General features: G+C 66.5%; 13 protein-coding genes. 12 read left to right on the plus strand and 1 reads right to left on the minus strand.

Features of this window, described 5'->3' with window-relative positions; translation table 11 throughout:
- Positions 1 to 227: 227 nt before the first annotated feature.
- The 7 genes from ACUDTM_RS05645 to ACUDTM_RS05675 all read left to right on the plus strand — a co-directional run bounded on the left by ACUDTM_RS05645 (position 228) and on the right by ACUDTM_RS05675 (position 4,805).
- Positions 228 to 464 (plus strand): hypothetical protein, encoded by a 237-nt coding sequence (locus ACUDTM_RS05645; protein WP_072168169.1) that lies wholly within the window; start codon positions 228 to 230, stop codon positions 462 to 464.
- Between the two features lie 2 nt (positions 465 to 466).
- A complete protein-coding gene (locus ACUDTM_RS05650) occupies positions 467 to 826 on the plus strand; it encodes a GntR family transcriptional regulator (RefSeq protein ID WP_005417481.1) in 360 nt (119 codons plus the stop codon).
- On the plus strand, positions 826 to 1,701 hold the full coding sequence (locus ACUDTM_RS05655) for an ABC transporter ATP-binding protein (protein ID WP_005417484.1): 876 nt from the start codon (positions 826 to 828) through the stop codon (positions 1,699 to 1,701). Before ACUDTM_RS05650 ends, ACUDTM_RS05655 begins: the two co-directional genes overlap by 1 nt.
- Positions 1,698 to 2,726 carry an ABC-2 transporter permease gene (locus tag ACUDTM_RS05660; protein WP_065178601.1) on the plus strand — a complete coding sequence of 343 codons (1,029 nt, stop codon included), beginning with the start codon at positions 1,698 to 1,700 and terminating at the stop codon, positions 2,724 to 2,726. The genes ACUDTM_RS05655 and ACUDTM_RS05660 overlap by 4 nt, the downstream gene beginning before the upstream one ends.
- A 25-nt stretch (positions 2,727 to 2,751) precedes the next feature.
- Positions 2,752 to 3,639 (plus strand): DUF4097 family beta strand repeat-containing protein, encoded by an 888-nt coding sequence (locus tag ACUDTM_RS05665; protein WP_334271538.1) that lies wholly within the window; start codon positions 2,752 to 2,754, stop codon positions 3,637 to 3,639.
- A gap of 28 nt (positions 3,640 to 3,667) precedes the next feature.
- Positions 3,668 to 4,273 carry a hypothetical protein gene (locus ACUDTM_RS05670; protein ID WP_072168171.1) on the plus strand — a complete coding sequence of 202 codons (606 nt, stop codon included), beginning with the start codon at positions 3,668 to 3,670 and terminating at the stop codon, positions 4,271 to 4,273.
- A 106-nt stretch (positions 4,274 to 4,379) separates the two neighbouring features.
- On the plus strand, positions 4,380 to 4,805 hold the full coding sequence (locus ACUDTM_RS05675; protein ID WP_072168172.1) for a hypothetical protein: 426 nt from the start codon (positions 4,380 to 4,382) through the stop codon (positions 4,803 to 4,805).
- 71 nt (positions 4,806 to 4,876) lie between these two features.
- Here ACUDTM_RS05675 and ACUDTM_RS05680 read toward each other — a convergent pair whose 3' ends face one another.
- The gene (locus ACUDTM_RS05680; protein WP_072168173.1) at positions 4,877 to 6,304 is read right to left on the minus strand and encodes a class II fumarate hydratase; all 1,428 of its coding nucleotides are present in this window, start codon (positions 6,302 to 6,304) and stop codon (positions 4,877 to 4,879) included.
- A gap of 292 nt (positions 6,305 to 6,596) precedes the next feature.
- Between ACUDTM_RS05680 and purB the strand changes: the two genes are divergently transcribed.
- The 5 genes from purB to sucB all read left to right on the plus strand — a co-directional run bounded on the left by purB (position 6,597) and on the right by sucB (position 15,290).
- Positions 6,597 to 7,964, plus strand: a complete 1,368-nt coding sequence (gene purB / locus ACUDTM_RS05685) for an adenylosuccinate lyase (protein ID WP_445391209.1) — start codon at positions 6,597 to 6,599, stop codon at positions 7,962 to 7,964.
- A gap of 740 nt (positions 7,965 to 8,704) precedes the next feature.
- The gene (locus tag ACUDTM_RS05690; RefSeq protein WP_445391210.1) at positions 8,705 to 10,117 is read left to right on the plus strand and encodes a ribosomal protein uL16 3-hydroxylase; all 1,413 of its coding nucleotides are present in this window, start codon (positions 8,705 to 8,707) and stop codon (positions 10,115 to 10,117) included.
- Positions 10,118 to 10,126: 9 nt separating this feature from the next.
- Positions 10,127 to 11,032: a GNAT family N-acetyltransferase gene (locus ACUDTM_RS05695; RefSeq protein WP_072168349.1), complete on the plus strand. Its 906-nt coding sequence runs from the start codon at positions 10,127 to 10,129 to the stop codon at positions 11,030 to 11,032.
- Between the two features lie 186 nt (positions 11,033 to 11,218).
- Complete coding sequence (locus tag ACUDTM_RS05700) at positions 11,219 to 14,050, plus strand: 2-oxoglutarate dehydrogenase E1 component (protein WP_005417518.1); 2,832 nt, start codon at positions 11,219 to 11,221, stop codon at positions 14,048 to 14,050.
- A 40-nt stretch (positions 14,051 to 14,090) separates the two neighbouring features.
- Positions 14,091 to 15,290 (plus strand): dihydrolipoyllysine-residue succinyltransferase, encoded by a 1,200-nt coding sequence (gene sucB / locus ACUDTM_RS05705; protein WP_053499860.1) that lies wholly within the window; start codon positions 14,091 to 14,093, stop codon positions 15,288 to 15,290.
- Positions 15,291 to 15,307 lie beyond the last annotated feature (17 nt).

Below are 15,307 nucleotides of genomic sequence, written 5' to 3' on the forward strand. Positions count from 1 at the left end.
TTACCAGCGACGGCGCAGTGATGACATAGCATGGACAACACTGAATGGAAGGCGGAACTGGATCAGCCCCTACATCAAATTTATTTCCCTTTCCAATCAAATGGATAAGTGAATATTTCAGCAATTTGACCACCCCTGCCATCAGTTGGGGACGGCAGGGGCTTGCACCCAGGCGTGCCGGTGTTATAGTTGCATACAACACCAGTCACCTGAGACAGGGGGAAGCCATGAACGCCCGCATCCGTCGCAACCTCACCGCCCCCGCGGCCGCTGCTGTTTCGACCCTGATCGTGCTGGCCTGGCTGGCCACGCCCACCACCCCCGCCTCTCCCGACAGTGCGCAGGATGCAAACGCTGCACCGGCCGGGAACGCCGCTTCCTCCCCCTCTCCCCCGCGTCGGCTGCACAGCTCCCTGTCCATGCCGTATTTCTCGTTCGCCCAGCCGCTGACCCCACGGAGCTGAATATGAGCGACATCCAGTGGAGCGACGGCGCTCCCATCTACCGTCAATTGAAGGAGCGCGTGATCGCCATGATGCTCGACGGAATCCTGAAGCCGGGCGATGCCCTGCCTTCGGTGCGCCAGGTGGCCGCCGACTATCAACTCAATCCCATCACCGTTTCGCGCGCCTACCAGGAACTGGCCGATGAAGGCCTGGTCGAGAAGCGCCGCGGCCTGGGCATGTTCATGACCGAGCAGGCGGCCACGCAGCTGCGCAGCAGCGAGCGCGAGCGCTTCCTCAACGAAGAATGGCCCGCGGTGCTGGAGCGCATCCAGCGCCTGGGCCTGAGCCTCGACGAATTGCTGCCCCAGGGGAACGTCTGATGAACAGCACTGCAAGCGAACCCGTCATCACCGCGCGAGGCCTGCGCAAGGCCTACAGGACCACGGTAGCCCTCGACAACGCCAGCTTCAGCATTCCGAGCGGGCGCATCGTCGGCCTGATCGGTCCCAACGGCGCCGGCAAGACCACCGCACTGAAGGCCATCCTCGGCCTCACCTCGGTGGAAGGCGACCTGAGCGTGCTCGGCCGCGATCCGCGACTGCATCGCGACGAGCTGATGAATGACATCTGCTTCATCGCCGACGTCGCCGTGCTGCCGCGCTGGCTGAAGGTGCGCGAGGCGATCGACTTCGTCGCCGGCGTCCACCCGCGCTTCGACCGCGCCCGCTGCGAGCGCTTCCTGGCCAATACCAAGCTGCAACCGAAGCAGCGCGTGCGCGAACTGTCCAAGGGCATGATCGTGCAGCTGCACCTGGCGCTGGTGATGGCCATCGACGCCCGCATCCTGGTCCTGGACGAGCCCACTCTCGGCCTGGACATCCTCTATCGCAAGGAGTTCTACCAGCGCCTGCTGGAGGACTATTTCGACGAACAGAAGACCATCATCGTCACCACCCATCAGGTGGAAGAGATCGAGCACATCCTCAGCGACGTCATGTTCATCCGTGATGGCCGCATCGTGCTCGACGCGGACATGGACGATGTCGGCCAGCGCTACACCGAGCTGCTGGTCAACGCCGACCAGCTGGAGACCGCGCGTGCGCTGAAGCCGATCGACGAGCGCAGCCTGGCGTTCGGCAAGACCGTGATGCTGTTCGATGGTGTGCCGCGCACCCAGCTCTCCACCCTTGGCGAGACCCGCAGCCCGGGCCTGGCCGATCTGTTCGTCGCCATCATGAAGGGGACCTACGCATGAATGCCGTCAACCACCCCGTCAGCCCGATGGGCACCCTGCGCTGGCTGCTCAAGCGCGAGTACTGGGAGAACCGTGGCGGTTTCCTGTATGCACCGCTGATCGCCGGCCTGATCTCGCTGGTGATGAGCACCATCGGCATCGCCTTCGGCCTGTTCGCCCTGCACCGGGCCGCACGTGATGGTGGCCTGCACATCGACGGCGAAGACGTGAACATCAACGGCCTGGACCTGGCCCTGCTGACCCGCGACATCAGTGCCAAGGACCTGGCTGACCTTGGCAACGGCCTCGACCTGACCCTGGTGCTCAGCTCGGCCTGGCCGTTCCTGGTACTGGCCTTCGTGGTGTTTTTCTACTGCCTGGGTGCCCTGTACGACGACCGCCGCGACCGCAGCATCCTGTTCTGGAAGTCACTGCCGCTGTCGGATACCCAGACCGTGTTGTCCAAGGTGATCAGCGCACTGATCGTGGCCCCACTGATCGCGGTGATCGCCGGCATCATCACCATGTTCGGCTTCATGCTGGTGATCAGCATCGTCGCGCTGATGCACGGCGGCAGCCCAATGACCCTGATCTGGGGCCCGGCCAGCCCGCTGACCCTGGCCGCCGGCCACCTGGCCTGGATCCCGGTCTACGCCCTGTGGGCCCTGCCCACCGCCGGCTGGTTGCTGCTGTGCTCGGCCTGGGCCCGCAGCAAGCCGTTCCTGTGGGCGGTGATGCTGCCGCTGTTCGCCGGCGTCATCGTCAGCACCACCAAGGTGATGCCGCTGATCGGCCTGACCACGGGCTGGTTCTGGCAGAACATCGTTGGCCGGCTGCTGCTGGGCGGCGTACCGGGCACGGACCTGGTGTATCGCCTCAGCGCCGAGGAAGGCACGCGCCGCGACCTCGAATCGGTGGTCAGCCTGATGTCGCCGGCCTCGCAGCTGAAATCACTGGCGATGCCGGAACTGTGGATCGGTGCTGCCGTCGGCGCCGTGTTCATTGTCCTTGCCATCCGTCTGCGCAAGCGCGCCGGCGAGATCTGATTCCATCCACCCGGAGGCACCACCCATGCGTTCCCTGCTCGCCTGTTCTGCATTGTTGCTGTTGCCGCTGTCGGCGCTGGCCGCCGATGCTCCGAACTGCAAGTTCGCCGCTGCCCGCGCGCTGAAGCTGGACGTGGCCGGTGCCAAAGCGGTGGTGTTCGAGGTCAACCAGCATGACCTGAAGGTGGTCGCCAGCCCCGGCGGTGGCCAGTTGGATGGCCGTGCCTGTGCGTCCAGCCAGGAATGGCTGGAGCAGCTGGTACTGGACCAGCGCAAGGTGGGCGACAAGCTGGTGGTGAGTCTGCGCCGCGAGGGCCGTGACAGCGGCATCAGCCTGGGCAGCAGTTATGCCTGGCTGGACATCCGTGGCAGCGTGCCGGACAACCTTCCGCTGCAGTTCAAGGTCGGCTCCGGCGATGCCAGCGTGGACAACGCGCAGTCGCTGAGCGTGGATGTCGGCTCCGGTGATGCCATCGTGCGTGGCACCCGCGGCAGCATCCATGCAGCGGTGGGTTCGGGCGACCTGGACATTGACGGCGGCAGTTCGCTGAACCTGCTCTCGCTGGGTTCCGGCGACGTCAAGGTGCGCAACATCGGTGGCGATGCGGTCACCGGCACTGTCGGTTCGGGTGACCTGAAGATCAGCGATGTCCGCGGCAACGCACGACTGGACACGGTCGGTTCCGGCGACATCGGGTTCAAGCGCGTGCAAGGCAACGTCGAGGTCGGTGTGGTCGGCTCGGGCGATGTTGATCTGTCCGACATCGGCGGCAATGTGCATGTGCGCAGTCACGGCTCGGGGGACATCCAGGTCGATGGCGTGCGCGGCAGCCTGACCGTCGACCACAGCGGCAGCGGCGATGTCGGCCACCGCAACGTCAGCGGCACCGTCACCCTGCCCCCTAAAAAGTAACCGCTACGGACCGATCGAGGAAACTGCCATGAATCTGCTGCGCGTGCTGCCTGCCACCCTGCTGTGCCTGCCGCTGATCGCCTGCGGCGGCACGTCCTCCACGCCTGATACCACCGTCGGCAAAAGCGTGGCCGACGCGACCAGCGGGGTCGGCCAGACTGTCAAGGAGGCCATGGACGATGCCCGCAAGGACATCACTCAGGGCAACATCAAGATCTCGGCCGACAAGCAGCCGCGTGCCGAGATCACCCCGGATGGCCACCTGCTGATCGACGGCAAGGACGTGCCGGCCAACGAAACCCAGCGCCAACGGCTGCTGGAATATCGCGGCCACGTCGTCGCCATTGCAATGGACGGCATGGATGTCGGCCTGGCTGGCGCCAAGCTCGGCGCCAGCGCTGCCGGCGAAGCGCTGAAGGGCATTTTCAGCGGCGACAGCGAAGGCATCGAGAAGCGGATCAACGCCGAGGCCGAGAAGATCGAGGCCCAGGCCAAGCGCATCTGCAACCGCATGCCGGCGATGCTGGCCAGCCAGCAGGCACTGGCGCGCGAGCTGCCGGCGTTCAAGCCCTACGCAACGATGGACCAGAGTGACGTCGACGACTGCGGCAAGGACACCGTGGTCCGGCGCTAGGCCTGTGACAGATCAGCGCACCCGGCCGGCAGCGGCGCCCCGCTGCCGGCCGTAGCGTGCCGACCGGCTTACAATGGCGGCCCCGGACGCCCCCGAACCGAATGCCATGAAGAAGTTGTTCCTGCTGCTGGCCGCCCTGCTCTGCCTGGGCCTGGTCGGCTGTGACAAGGATTACCGCAACCACCGCGCCGAGCGCGGCAAGCCCAAGATTTCCGTCAGCGAAGGCATGGTGACCGTGCGTCGCCCGCCGGCACCGAACATCATCATCCTCGGCGATGGCACGATGAAGGTGGACGAGATCCAGATCCCGCTGGACCAAGGGCAGAAGCAGATGCTGCAGACGATGTTCGGCAGGCTGCAGGTGCTGCGCCAGAACACCCTGGTCGCCGCCCCGGCCGATCCCAACATGCAACCGGTGAAGATCCAGCCGCCGGAGAGCATGGAAGTGATTCCGGCGGACCTGATCCAGCGCATCCCCGAGTTCAAGGATTACACCGACACGTTCGGCAACATCGTCGCCGACCGTCGCTGAAGCAGAAACGCCGCCCCAGGGCGGCGTTCCTGCGTGTGGTGGGTGCGGACCTTGGTCCGCACGCCGTTCGATCAACCGCCCCCGCCACCGCCCCCCGCCTGGATGCCACCGGCAGTCAGCGCGACCGGGTCCAGCAGGCGGCGCAGCTCGGCTTCGTCCAGGCCGCTGTCCTCCAGCGCGACGTCCAACACCGGGCGCTGTTCCTTGTAGGCACGCTTGGCAATGGCCGCGGCCTTCTCGTAGCCGATGATCGGGTTCAGTGCAGTAACCAGGATCGGATTGCGCGCCAGCGCTTCGGCCACGCGGTCCTCGCGCACCTTCAGCCCGGCGATCGCGCTGTCGGCCAGCAGCCGCGACACATTCGCGAGCAGGCCGATGCCATCGAGCAGGTTCACCGCGATCAGTGGCAGGGTGACGTTGAGCTGGAAGTTGCCGGTCTGTCCGGCCACGGTGATTGCCGTGTGGTGGCCGATCACCTGCGCGCAGGCCATCACGGTCGCTTCCGGAATCACCGGGTTGACCTTGCCCGGCATGATCGAGCTGCCCGGCTGCAGTGCCGGCAGTTCGATCTCGCCCAGCCCGGCCAGCGGACCGGCATTCATCCAGCGAAGATCATTGGCGATCTTGATCAACGCCACCGCCAGTGCATTGAGCTGGCCGGACAACTCCACTGCATCGTCCTGCGCGGCCAGGCCTTCGAACTTGTTCTCGGCGCTGTCGAACTTGAAACCGGTCTGTTGCTTCAGTGCCTTGGCTACCTGCGCGCCAAAACGCGGGTCGGCGTTGATGCCGGTGCCGATGGCGGTGCCACCCAGCGGCAGGCGGCGCACGCGCTTGAGGCTGTCTTCGATGCGCTCCTGCGCCGAGGCCAGCTGCGCCGACCATGCGCCGAACTCCTGCTCGAAGGTCAGTGGCATCGCGTCCATCAGGTGGGTACGGCCGGTCTTGACCACCTTGCGCAGGCTGCGGCCCTTCTTGTCGAGGGTCTTGCGCAGGTGCACCAGCGCCGGCAGCAGCTGTTCGTGCGTCGCCAGCACCGCCGACACGCGCAGCGCGGTCGGGATCACGTCGTTGGAGCTCTGCCCCTGGTTGACGTGGTCATTGGGATGCACGGTGGTCTTGCCCGCCTTGCCGGCACGGTTGGCCAGGGTGGCGATGACCTCATTGGCATTCATGTTCGACGACGTGCCCGAACCGGTCTGGTAGACGTCGATCGGGAAGTGCGCGTCCCAGTTGCCGGCGGCCACTTCGGCAGCAGCGGTCTGGATGGCCTTGGCCACGTTCTTCGGCAGGTGGCCCAGCTCGGCGTTGACGCCGGCGGCAGCGCCCTTGACCAGGCCCAGGGCACGGATGAAACCGCGCGGCATGCGCTGGCCCGACACCGGGAAATTCTGCACGGCACGCTGGGTCTGGGCGCCCCACAGGGCGTCGGCAGGCACCTGCAGCTCGCCCATGCTGTCGTGTTCGATTCTGAAACCCTTGCTTGCAGCTTTGCTCATTGCTTCAACTCCGCACTACTTCAGTTGGGGAAAGGGAAGCGGCGGCTGGCAGGGTGTCGCTTCCCGGGCTGGCGGCTGCGCCAACGATACTCCCTTGCCCGCAGCGTGGGATGATGAGGACGGGCCAGAACGTTCCGTCCGCAGGGCCGTGTTGTAGAGCCGAGCCCATGCTCGGCTTCCCGCAGGGCGCCGGATTCTCCGAAGCAGCCGAGCGTGGGCTCGGCTCTACAGGGCACGCCCCGCCGGCACGTCGTAGAATATCGGCCCCGCCGCTCGTCCCAGCCCTGCCGACATGTCCGATTCCGCCCTGCTCGCCCTGTCCCCGCTCGATGGCCGCTATGCCGGCAAGGTCGACGCGCTGCGCCCGATCTTCTCCGAATACGGCCTGATCAAGGCCCGCATCACGGTCGAGGTGGAATGGCTGCTGGCGCTGGCCGCCGAACCGGGCATCGTCGAACTGGCGCCGTTCTCCGACGCCGCCGTCGCCCGCCTGCGCGACCTGGCCGCCCGCTTCAGCCCGGCCCAGGCCGCGCGCGTGAAGGAGATCGAGCGCACCACCAACCATGACGTCAAGGCGGTGGAGTACTTCATCAAGGAACAGCTGAAGGACGACGCCGAGCTGGCGCCGGCGCTGGAATTCGTGCATTTCGCCTGCACCAGCGAAGACATCAACAACCTCAGCTACGGACTGATGCTGGAACAGGCCCGCCGCGAGGTGCTGCTGCCGACCCTGGACGGCATCGCCAGCACCCTGCGCACCCTGGCCCACGCCCAGGCCGGCCAGCCGATGCTGTCGCGCACCCACGGCCAGACCGCCTCGCCGACCACGCTGGGCAAGGAGCTGGCCAACGTGGTCGCACGCCTGGAGCGCCAGCGCCGGCAGATCGCCGCGGTCGAACTGACCGGCAAGATCAACGGTGCGGTCGGCAACTACAACGCCCACATCGCCAGCTACCCGGACGTGGACTGGCCGGCCTTCGCCGAGCGCTTCGTGACCGGCCTGGGCCTGGTATTCAACCCGTACACCACGCAGATCGAGCCGCACGACAACGTGGCCGAGATCGGCGATGCCGCACGCCGCGCCAACATCATCCTGATCGATCTGGCTCGCGACATCTGGGGCTACATCTCGCTGGGCTATTTCAAGCAGCGCCTGAAGGAAGGCGAAGTCGGTTCGTCGACGATGCCGCACAAGGTCAACCCGATCGATTTCGAGAATGCCGAAGGCAACTTCGGCATCGCCAACGCGCTGTTCGAGCACTTCAGCGCGAAGCTGCCGATCAGCCGCTGGCAGCGTGACCTGACCGATTCCACCGTGCTGCGTGCACTGGGCACCGCGTTCGGCCACAGCCAGGTGGCGCTGGATTCGCTGGCCAAGGGCCTGGGCAAGCTGGAAGTGAACCCGCAGCGCCTGGATGCCGATCTGGACGCGGCCTGGGAAGTGCTGGCCGAGGCCGTGCAGACGGTGATGCGCCGCCATGGCCTGCCGAACCCGTACGAGCAGCTGAAGGCGCTGACCCGCGGCCAGGGCATCACGGCCGAGTCGATGCGTGCGTTCGTGCAGGGGCTGGAGCTGCCGGCGGATGCGAAGCAGCGTCTGCTGGACATGACCCCGGGCAGCTACACCGGTCTGGCCGAGGCGCTGGCGAAGAAGATCTAAGGGGTTTGCTTGCGGCGGCGGCCGCGTGCGCTGCCTGCGGCAGGCAACATCAACGTCAAGAGCGGCTCTGGATTGCTGCTGGCTGGGCGGGGCAGGTTGGATTCGCGGAGGACGCCGTGGATCCGTCCGTGGAGGCTTAGCCGCGCCATCCATGGCGTGGATACCCCCGCGAACCCAACCCGCCCCACCTCTGACAGTTGTCCGGTGACGGATCGAAGAGCGTTGGGTTGTCGGGACGGAATTTGAGAGAGGGACGCGGCTTCGCTGCGTCCCTCCTTGTTTGTGGGGGTTTTGTAGAGCCGAGCCCATGCTCGGCTGATTTTCGCGTGGGCAAAAGCAAGCCGAGCGTGGGCTCGGCTCTACAAGGGCATGAGCAAGCGCAGCGCGCGACCCGCTCTTGCCTTTGATTTTCTTCTTCCATTCCGTGGCGGGCCCCGCAGGAAACTGTCAGGGGCCGGGCGGGTGGACCGTGCAGTGGCGTTGGCGCCATGGATGGCGCCATCGAGCTTACAGGGACGTACTTGCAGCGTCCCCTGCATGGCCCACCCGCCCGGCCAAGCCCATGAAGCCGGTCGACTAACAGTCGACCCTACCAAGATGTCGCCACGAGGGGCTCCGCCGTTGGCCGGACACCCCGCGACAAACCACCGCACGTGCGCAATCCCCACGAACGTCGGACAATGCAACCCATGGCGGCCCGCCACGCCGCCCCTCCCGCTTTCCGCTGCAAGGATTCCCCCATGGCCGCCCGCAAGTCCTCCGCCCCCCTCATCGAAGTCACCGCCCGCCCCGGCCAGCCGCTGGGCATGGCGCCGGCCACCTTCCTGCGCGACTTCTGGCAGAAACGCCCGCTGCTGATCCGCAACGCCTTCCCCAACTTCCAGACCCCGGTGCAGCCGGAAGACCTGGCCGGGCTGGCCTGCGAGGAAGGCGTGCTGGCGCGCCTGATCGAGCACGACAAGACCCGGGACGGCTGGTGCGTGCGCACCGGCCCGTTCCAGGAAGACGTGTTCCCCGCCCTGCCCGACCACGACTGGACCCTGCTGGTGCAGGACGTGGACAAGTGGGATCCGGACGTGCGCGCCCTGATCGAGCACTTCAGCTTCCTGCCGCGTTGGCGCATGGATGACGTGATGATCAGCTTCGCCGCCACCGGCGGCTCGGTCGGCGCCCATGTCGACCAGTACGACGTGTTCCTGCTGCAGGCCCACGGCCACCGCCGCTGGCAGATCGACGCCAGCGAATCGATCAAGGGCAAGCAGCCACCGCTGGGCTTCCGCCCGGACGTGGAACTGAAGCTGCTGAAGGTATTCAAGCCGACCCACGACTGGGTGCTGGCGCCGGGCGACATGCTGTACCTGCCGCCGAACGTGCCGCACCACGGCGTCGCCGAGGATCCCTGCCTGACGTTCTCCTTCGGCATGCGCGCGCCGTCCTCGGCCGAACTGATCAGCGACTACCTCGACACCCTGATCGCCGATGCCGACGAGAACATCCGTTACCAGGATGCCGACCTCAAGGTGCCAGCCGACCCGAACGAAATCGACACGGTAGCGATGGCGCGGGTGATCACCGCGCTCAACGCCATCCGCATGAACGACCCGGACAAGCTGGGTGACTGGTTCGGTCGCTTCATCACCACCTACCGCGCCGCCGGCGAAGTGATGGCCCACCAGGCCGCGCCGGCTCCGGAGGAAGTGGTCCAGGCACTGGCCTCCGGCCTGCTGCTGCAGCGCCACCCGTGGGCACGCCTGGCCTGGCGCCGGGCCAAGCGCGGCGCCAGCCTGTACGTCAGCGGCCAGGACTTCGCGCTGCCGGTGAAGGACGCCCAGCGCCTGGCCGGCGCCGAGCAGCTCGACGCCGCCGCCTATCGCGGCCTGTCCGACAAGGGCCGGGCCGTGCTCCAGCAGCTGCTGGTCGGCGGCGTGTTCCAGCTGATCGATCCCAGCGAAATGTATGACGCTGAAGACGAGGACGACGGCGAAGGCGCCGTGGTCCTCGGCGAAGTGGTCGAAGGCCGTGACCGCGTCGACGCGATCGACGCCGACGCGGTGTCCGACGATGTCCACTCCGTGACCGTGCACGACGACGGTATCGAGGTCATCGTCAACTTCGAGGACGACGACGAAGACGACAGCAAGGGCCGGGCCTGAGCCCTCACCATGGTCCGGGTCCAGCAGGTCAGCCACGCCGACGCCCACGTTGCCATCCACGACGTGCGCCAACGCGTGTTCGTGCAGGAACAGGGCATCGCCGCGGAACTGGAACGCGATGCGCTGGACCCGGTCAGCGTCCATGTGCTGGCACTGGACAGTGACAACCAGCCGGTCGGCACCGGTCGGCTGGCCCCGGACGGCCGCATCGGCCGCATCGGCCGCATGGCCGTGCTGGCCAGCCATCGCAGCCACGGGGTCGGTGAGGCCCTGCTGGGGGCACTGGTCGAGGCCGGGCGCAGGCTCGGCCTGGCCGAGCTGCACCTGCACGCCCAACTGCCCGCCCGCGAATTCTATGCCCGCCAGGGCTTCCTGCCTGAAGGCGAGGTGTTCGAGGAGGCCGGCATCGGCCACCAGCAGATGCGCCGCCGGCTGGGCGCGACCAGCGCGATCGTCCGCCGCGCCGAGGCGGTGGCCATCACCACGGCCATCGTCCACCGCGCCCGCCGCCAGCTGTGGCTGCACAGCCGCCAGCTGGACCCGGGACTGCTCGACGCGGCGCCGGTGCAGGCCGCCCTGCGCCGCTTCGTCACCGCCCGCCACGACAAGCAGCTGCGGGTGATCGTGCACGATGCCGCTGCGATCGCCTCTGCCGGGGCACCGCTGCTGGCGCTGGCCCAGCGTCTGCCAAGCGTGATCCAGTTCCGCGAGGTCAGCGATCCGGTCGACCGCGCGCTGGTCTCGGCCTGCCTGCTCAACGATGCGGGCGACTTCTACTTTCGTCTGATCGGCCATCGCCTCGACGGCGAGGCCGGCGTCGCGCTGCCGGCACGTTCGCAGCCGTTCGGGCAGCAATTGCAGCGGGTCTGGGACCGTTCGCGCGATTGCAGCGAACTGCGCGCGCTCGGCATCTGAGCCGGCACCGCTGACCCAACCTGTCTGGAACCGGCACCAGCGGACGCGGGATACCTGTGGTGGTGCCCCTTCGTGTCCCGTTGGGGGTACAATTTGGCTGTTTGAACGCGCCCGCGCAGGGCTATTCATCTTCCTGCCGGGTCCTTCTGAAGCCATACCCCACAAAGCGAATCAACACCCTCCATCGTGGACAATCAACTGAAGCAGTTTGCGCAATCTTCGCAACTCGCCGGCGGCAACGCCTCCTATGTCGAGGACCTGTACGAGCAGTACCTGGTCTCCCCGGATAGTGTCGATCCCAAATGGAAAACCTACTTCGACGGCTTCAAGGGCCGGGAAGCAGGTGACATTCCGCACTCGGCCGTCATCTCCCACATCGCGGACGCGGCCAAGGATGCGCTGAAAGCTGGCACCGGCACCGGTGCGGGCGACGAGCGCGAGCGCAATGTCGGTCGTCTGATCACCGCCTACCGCTCGCGCGGCCACCTGGACGCCCGCCTCGATCCGCTGGGCCTGGCCGCGCCGGTCAACACCCCGGACCTGGGCCTGCCGTTCCACAGCCTGTCCGATGCCGATCTCAACAGTGAGTTCAGCACCGGCGGCGTCGGCGGCCAGCCGCGCATGAAGCTGCGCGACCTGCTCGCACGCCTGAAGGCGACCTACACCGGCTCGATCGGCGCGGAGTTCATGCACATCTCCGAGGTCGAGCAGCGCCAGTGGATCTACAAGAAGCTGGAAGCGGCCGGTGGCAACTACCAGCTGGACGCTGACACCCAGCGCCGCACCCTGGAGCGCCTGACCGCGGCCGAAGGCCTGGAGCGCTACCTGCACACCAAGTACGTCGGCCAGAAGCGCTTCTCGCTGGAAGGCGGCGACTCGCTGATCCCGATGATGGACACCATCATCCGCAGCGCCGGCAAGGATGGCGTCAAGGACGTGGTGATCGGCATGGCCCACCGCGGCCGCCTGAACGTGCTGGTCAACACCCTGGGCAAGAACCCCCGCAAGCTGTTCGACGAATTCGAAGGCAAGTTCGAACACGACGAGCACGCTTCGGCCGGCGACGTGAAGTACCACATGGGCTTCTCCGCCGACGTGGCCACCGACGGTGGCCCGGTGCACCTGGCACTGGCGTTCAACCCGTCGCACCTGGAAATCGCCGACCCGGTCGTGGCCGGTTCCGTGCGTTCGCGCCAGGAGCGCCGCAAGGACACCGCACGCAAGCAGGTCATGCCGATCCTGATCCACGGCGACGCGGCCTTCTCCGGCCAGGGCGTGGTCATGGAGCTGTTCCAGATGTCGCAGGCCCGCGGCTTCGCCGTCGGCGGCACCGTGCACATCGTGGTCAACAACCAGGTCGGCTTCACCACTTCCAACCCGCTGGATACGCGCTCCACGCGCTATGCCACCGACGTGGCGAAGATGATCGCCGCCCCGGTGCTGCATGTGAACGGCGATGATCCGGAAGCCGTCGTGTTCGCCGCGCAGCTGGCCTTCGAGTTCCGCCAGAAGTTCGCCAAGGACGTGGTCATCGACCTGATGTGCTACCGCCGTTGGGGCCACAACGAGGCCGACGAGCCGGCGATCACCCAGCCGCTGATGTACCAGGTGATCCGCAAGCACCCGACCACCCGCGAGATGTATGCCGAGCAGCTGGAAAAGGCGGGCGTGATCGCCGCCGGTGCCGGCAAGGCCATGGTCGATGCCTACCGCGAGAAGCTGGACGCGGGTGAAGTGACCACCGAGCTGGCCAAGGTCGAGAAGACCCCGCCGAGCAGCCCGCTGTTCGTCGATTGGCCGAAGCTGCTGGAAGGCAAGCTGTCCGATCCGGTCTCGACCAAGGTCGAGAAGAACAAGCTGGTCGAGCTGGCCAAGCTGATCAACACCATCCCGGACGAAGTGCAGCTGCACTCGCGCGTGGCCAAGGTCTACGACGACCGCCGCAAGATGGCCGCCGGCGAGATTCCGGGCGACTGGGGCTTTGCCGAGAACCTGGCCTACGCCACCCTGCTCGACGAAGGCCACGCACTGCGCCTGGTCGGCCAGGACGTCGGCCGCGGTACGTTCACGCACCGCCACGCGATCCTGCACGACCAGAAGACCGACAACTACTACATGCCGCTGCGGCAGCTGGTGGATTCGCCGGAGAAGGCCACCGTCATCGACTCGCTGCTGAGCGAAGAAGCGGTGATGGCCTACGAGTACGGTTTCTCCACCACCGATCCGAACACGCTGTGCATCTGGGAAGGCCAGTTCGGCGACTTCGCCAACGGTGCCCAGGTGGTGATCGACCAGTTCATCGCCGCCGGTGAAGCCAAGTGGGGCCGCATTTCCGGCCTGACCCTGCTGCTGCCGCATGGCTATGAAGGACAAGGCCCGGAACACAGCTCGGCGCGCCTGGAGCGCTTCCTGCAGCTGTGCGCCCTGGAGAACATGCTGGTTGTCGTGCCGTCGACCCCGGCGCAGGCCTTCCACATGCTGCGTCGCCAGCTGCACATGACCACCCGCAAGCCGCTGGTGGTGATGTCGCCGAAGTCGCTGCTGCGCCACAAGCTGGCCGTGTCGACCCTGGACGAACTGGCCAATGGCGAGTTCCAGCACCTGATCGGCGACGCCAATGCCGATGCCAAGAAGGTCAAGCGCGTGGTGCTGTGCTCGGGCAAGGTCTACTACGACCTGCTGGAAGACCAGACCAAGCGTGGCCAGGACGACGTGGCGATCATCCGCGTGGAGCAGCTGTATCCGTTCCCGCGTGCGCTGCTGGCTGCCGAGCTGAAGAAGTACGGCAAGGCCACCGACGTGGTGTGGACGCAGGAAGAACCGCAGAACCAGGGCGCGTGGTACCAGATCCGCCACCACCTGCAGTTCTGCCTGGCCGATGGCCAGAACCTGCACTACGCCGGTCGCGCACGTTCGGCGTCGCCGGCTGCCGGTCACATGGCTGACCACGTCCGCGAGCAGCAGCAGCTGATTGCCGACGCACTGGTCAACCCGTTCAACGACACGTTCGCTGAATAATCCTCCCCCTATTTAGAAGACAAACCAGGAAGCTCCCGCAATGGCCACCGAAGTCAAAGCCCCGGTACTGCCCGAATCCGTCGCCGACGGCACCATCGCCACCTGGCACAAGAAGGTGGGCGACGCCGTCAAGCGCGACGAAAACCTGCTTGACCTGGAGACCGACAAGGTCGTGCTGGAAGTGCCGTCGCCGGTTGACGGCGTGCTGAAGGAAATCAAGTTCAAGGAAGGCGATACCGTGACCTCCAGCCAGGTCGTGGCGATCATCGAAGAAGGCGCCGTGGCTGCGGCTCCGGCCCCGGCCGCTGAAGAGAAGAAGGCTGAAGCCGCACCGGCCGCCGCTGCTCCGGCCGCTGCCGCCGCTCCGGCTCCGGCTGCCAAGTCGGCCGCCGACACCCTGCCGCCGGGCGCCCGCTTCACCGCCATCACCGAAGGCGTGAACCCGGCCGACGTCGACGGCACCGGCCGTCGTGGTGCAGTGACCAAGGAAGACATCGTCAACTTCGCCCGCAACGGCGGCGCCGGCAAGGCCGGTGGTGCACGTCCGGAAGAGCGCGTGCCGATGACCCGCATCCGCAAGCGCATCGCCGAGCGCCTGATGGAGTCGAAGAACTCCACCGCCATGCTGACCACCTTCAACGAAGTCGACCTGTCCAAGGTGTCGGCGGCGCGCAAGGAGCTGCAGGACGAGTTCGTCAAGGCCCACGGCATCAAGCTGGGCTTCATGAGCTTCTTCGTGAAGGCCGCTGCCAACGCGCTGCAGCGCTTCCCGCTGGTCAACGCCTCGATCGACGGCGACGACATCATCTACCACGGCTACTCGGACATCTCGATCGCCGTGTCGACCGAGAAGGGCCTGGTCACGCCGGTCCTGCGCAACGTCGAGCGCATGTCGTTCGCCGACATCGAGAAGACCATCGCCGACTACGCCAAGAAGGCACGTGACGGCAAGCTGGGCCTGGAAGAACTGCAGGGCGGCACCTTCACCGTGACCAACGGCGGCACCTTCGGTTCGCTGCTGTCGACCCCGATCATCAACCCGCCGCAGAGCGCCATCCTGGGCATGCACGCCATCAAGGAGCGTCCGATCGCCCAGAACGGCCAGGTCGTGATCGCGCCGATGATGTACCTGGCGCTGTCCTACGACCACCGCATCATCGACGGCAAGGACTCGGTGCAGTTCCTGGTGGACATCAAGAACCAGCTGGAAAACCCGGGCCGCATGCTGTTCGGCCTGTAAGAAACCTCCCGCCCCTC

It is taken from the genome of Stenotrophomonas maltophilia group sp. vghtpe118, from assembly GCF_052605195.1.

Coding starts and splice junctions, on each gene's coding strand:
- ACUDTM_RS05645 (WP_072168169.1), top strand. CDS start 228: ATGAACGCCCGCATCCGTCGCAACCTCACCGCCCCCGCGGCCGCTGCT.
- ACUDTM_RS05665 (WP_334271538.1), top strand. CDS start 2,752: ATGCGTTCCCTGCTCGCCTGTTCTGCATTGTTGCTGTTGCCGCTGTCG.
- ACUDTM_RS05650 (WP_005417481.1), top strand. CDS start 467: ATGAGCGACATCCAGTGGAGCGACGGCGCTCCCATCTACCGTCAATTG.
- ACUDTM_RS05670 (WP_072168171.1), top strand. CDS start 3,668: ATGAATCTGCTGCGCGTGCTGCCTGCCACCCTGCTGTGCCTGCCGCTG.
- ACUDTM_RS05660 (WP_065178601.1), top strand. CDS start 1,698: ATGAATGCCGTCAACCACCCCGTCAGCCCGATGGGCACCCTGCGCTGG.
- purB (WP_445391209.1), top strand. CDS start 6,597: ATGTCCGATTCCGCCCTGCTCGCCCTGTCCCCGCTCGATGGCCGCTAT.
- sucB (WP_053499860.1), top strand. CDS start 14,091: ATGGCCACCGAAGTCAAAGCCCCGGTACTGCCCGAATCCGTCGCCGAC.
- ACUDTM_RS05695 (WP_072168349.1), top strand. CDS start 10,127: ATGGTCCGGGTCCAGCAGGTCAGCCACGCCGACGCCCACGTTGCCATC.
- ACUDTM_RS05675 (WP_072168172.1), top strand. CDS start 4,380: ATGAAGAAGTTGTTCCTGCTGCTGGCCGCCCTGCTCTGCCTGGGCCTG.
- ACUDTM_RS05690 (WP_445391210.1), top strand. CDS start 8,705: ATGGCCGCCCGCAAGTCCTCCGCCCCCCTCATCGAAGTCACCGCCCGC.
- ACUDTM_RS05680 (WP_072168173.1), bottom strand. CDS start 6,304: ATGAGCAAAGCTGCAAGCAAGGGTTTCAGAATCGAACACGACAGCATG.
- ACUDTM_RS05655 (WP_005417484.1), top strand. CDS start 826: ATGAACAGCACTGCAAGCGAACCCGTCATCACCGCGCGAGGCCTGCGC.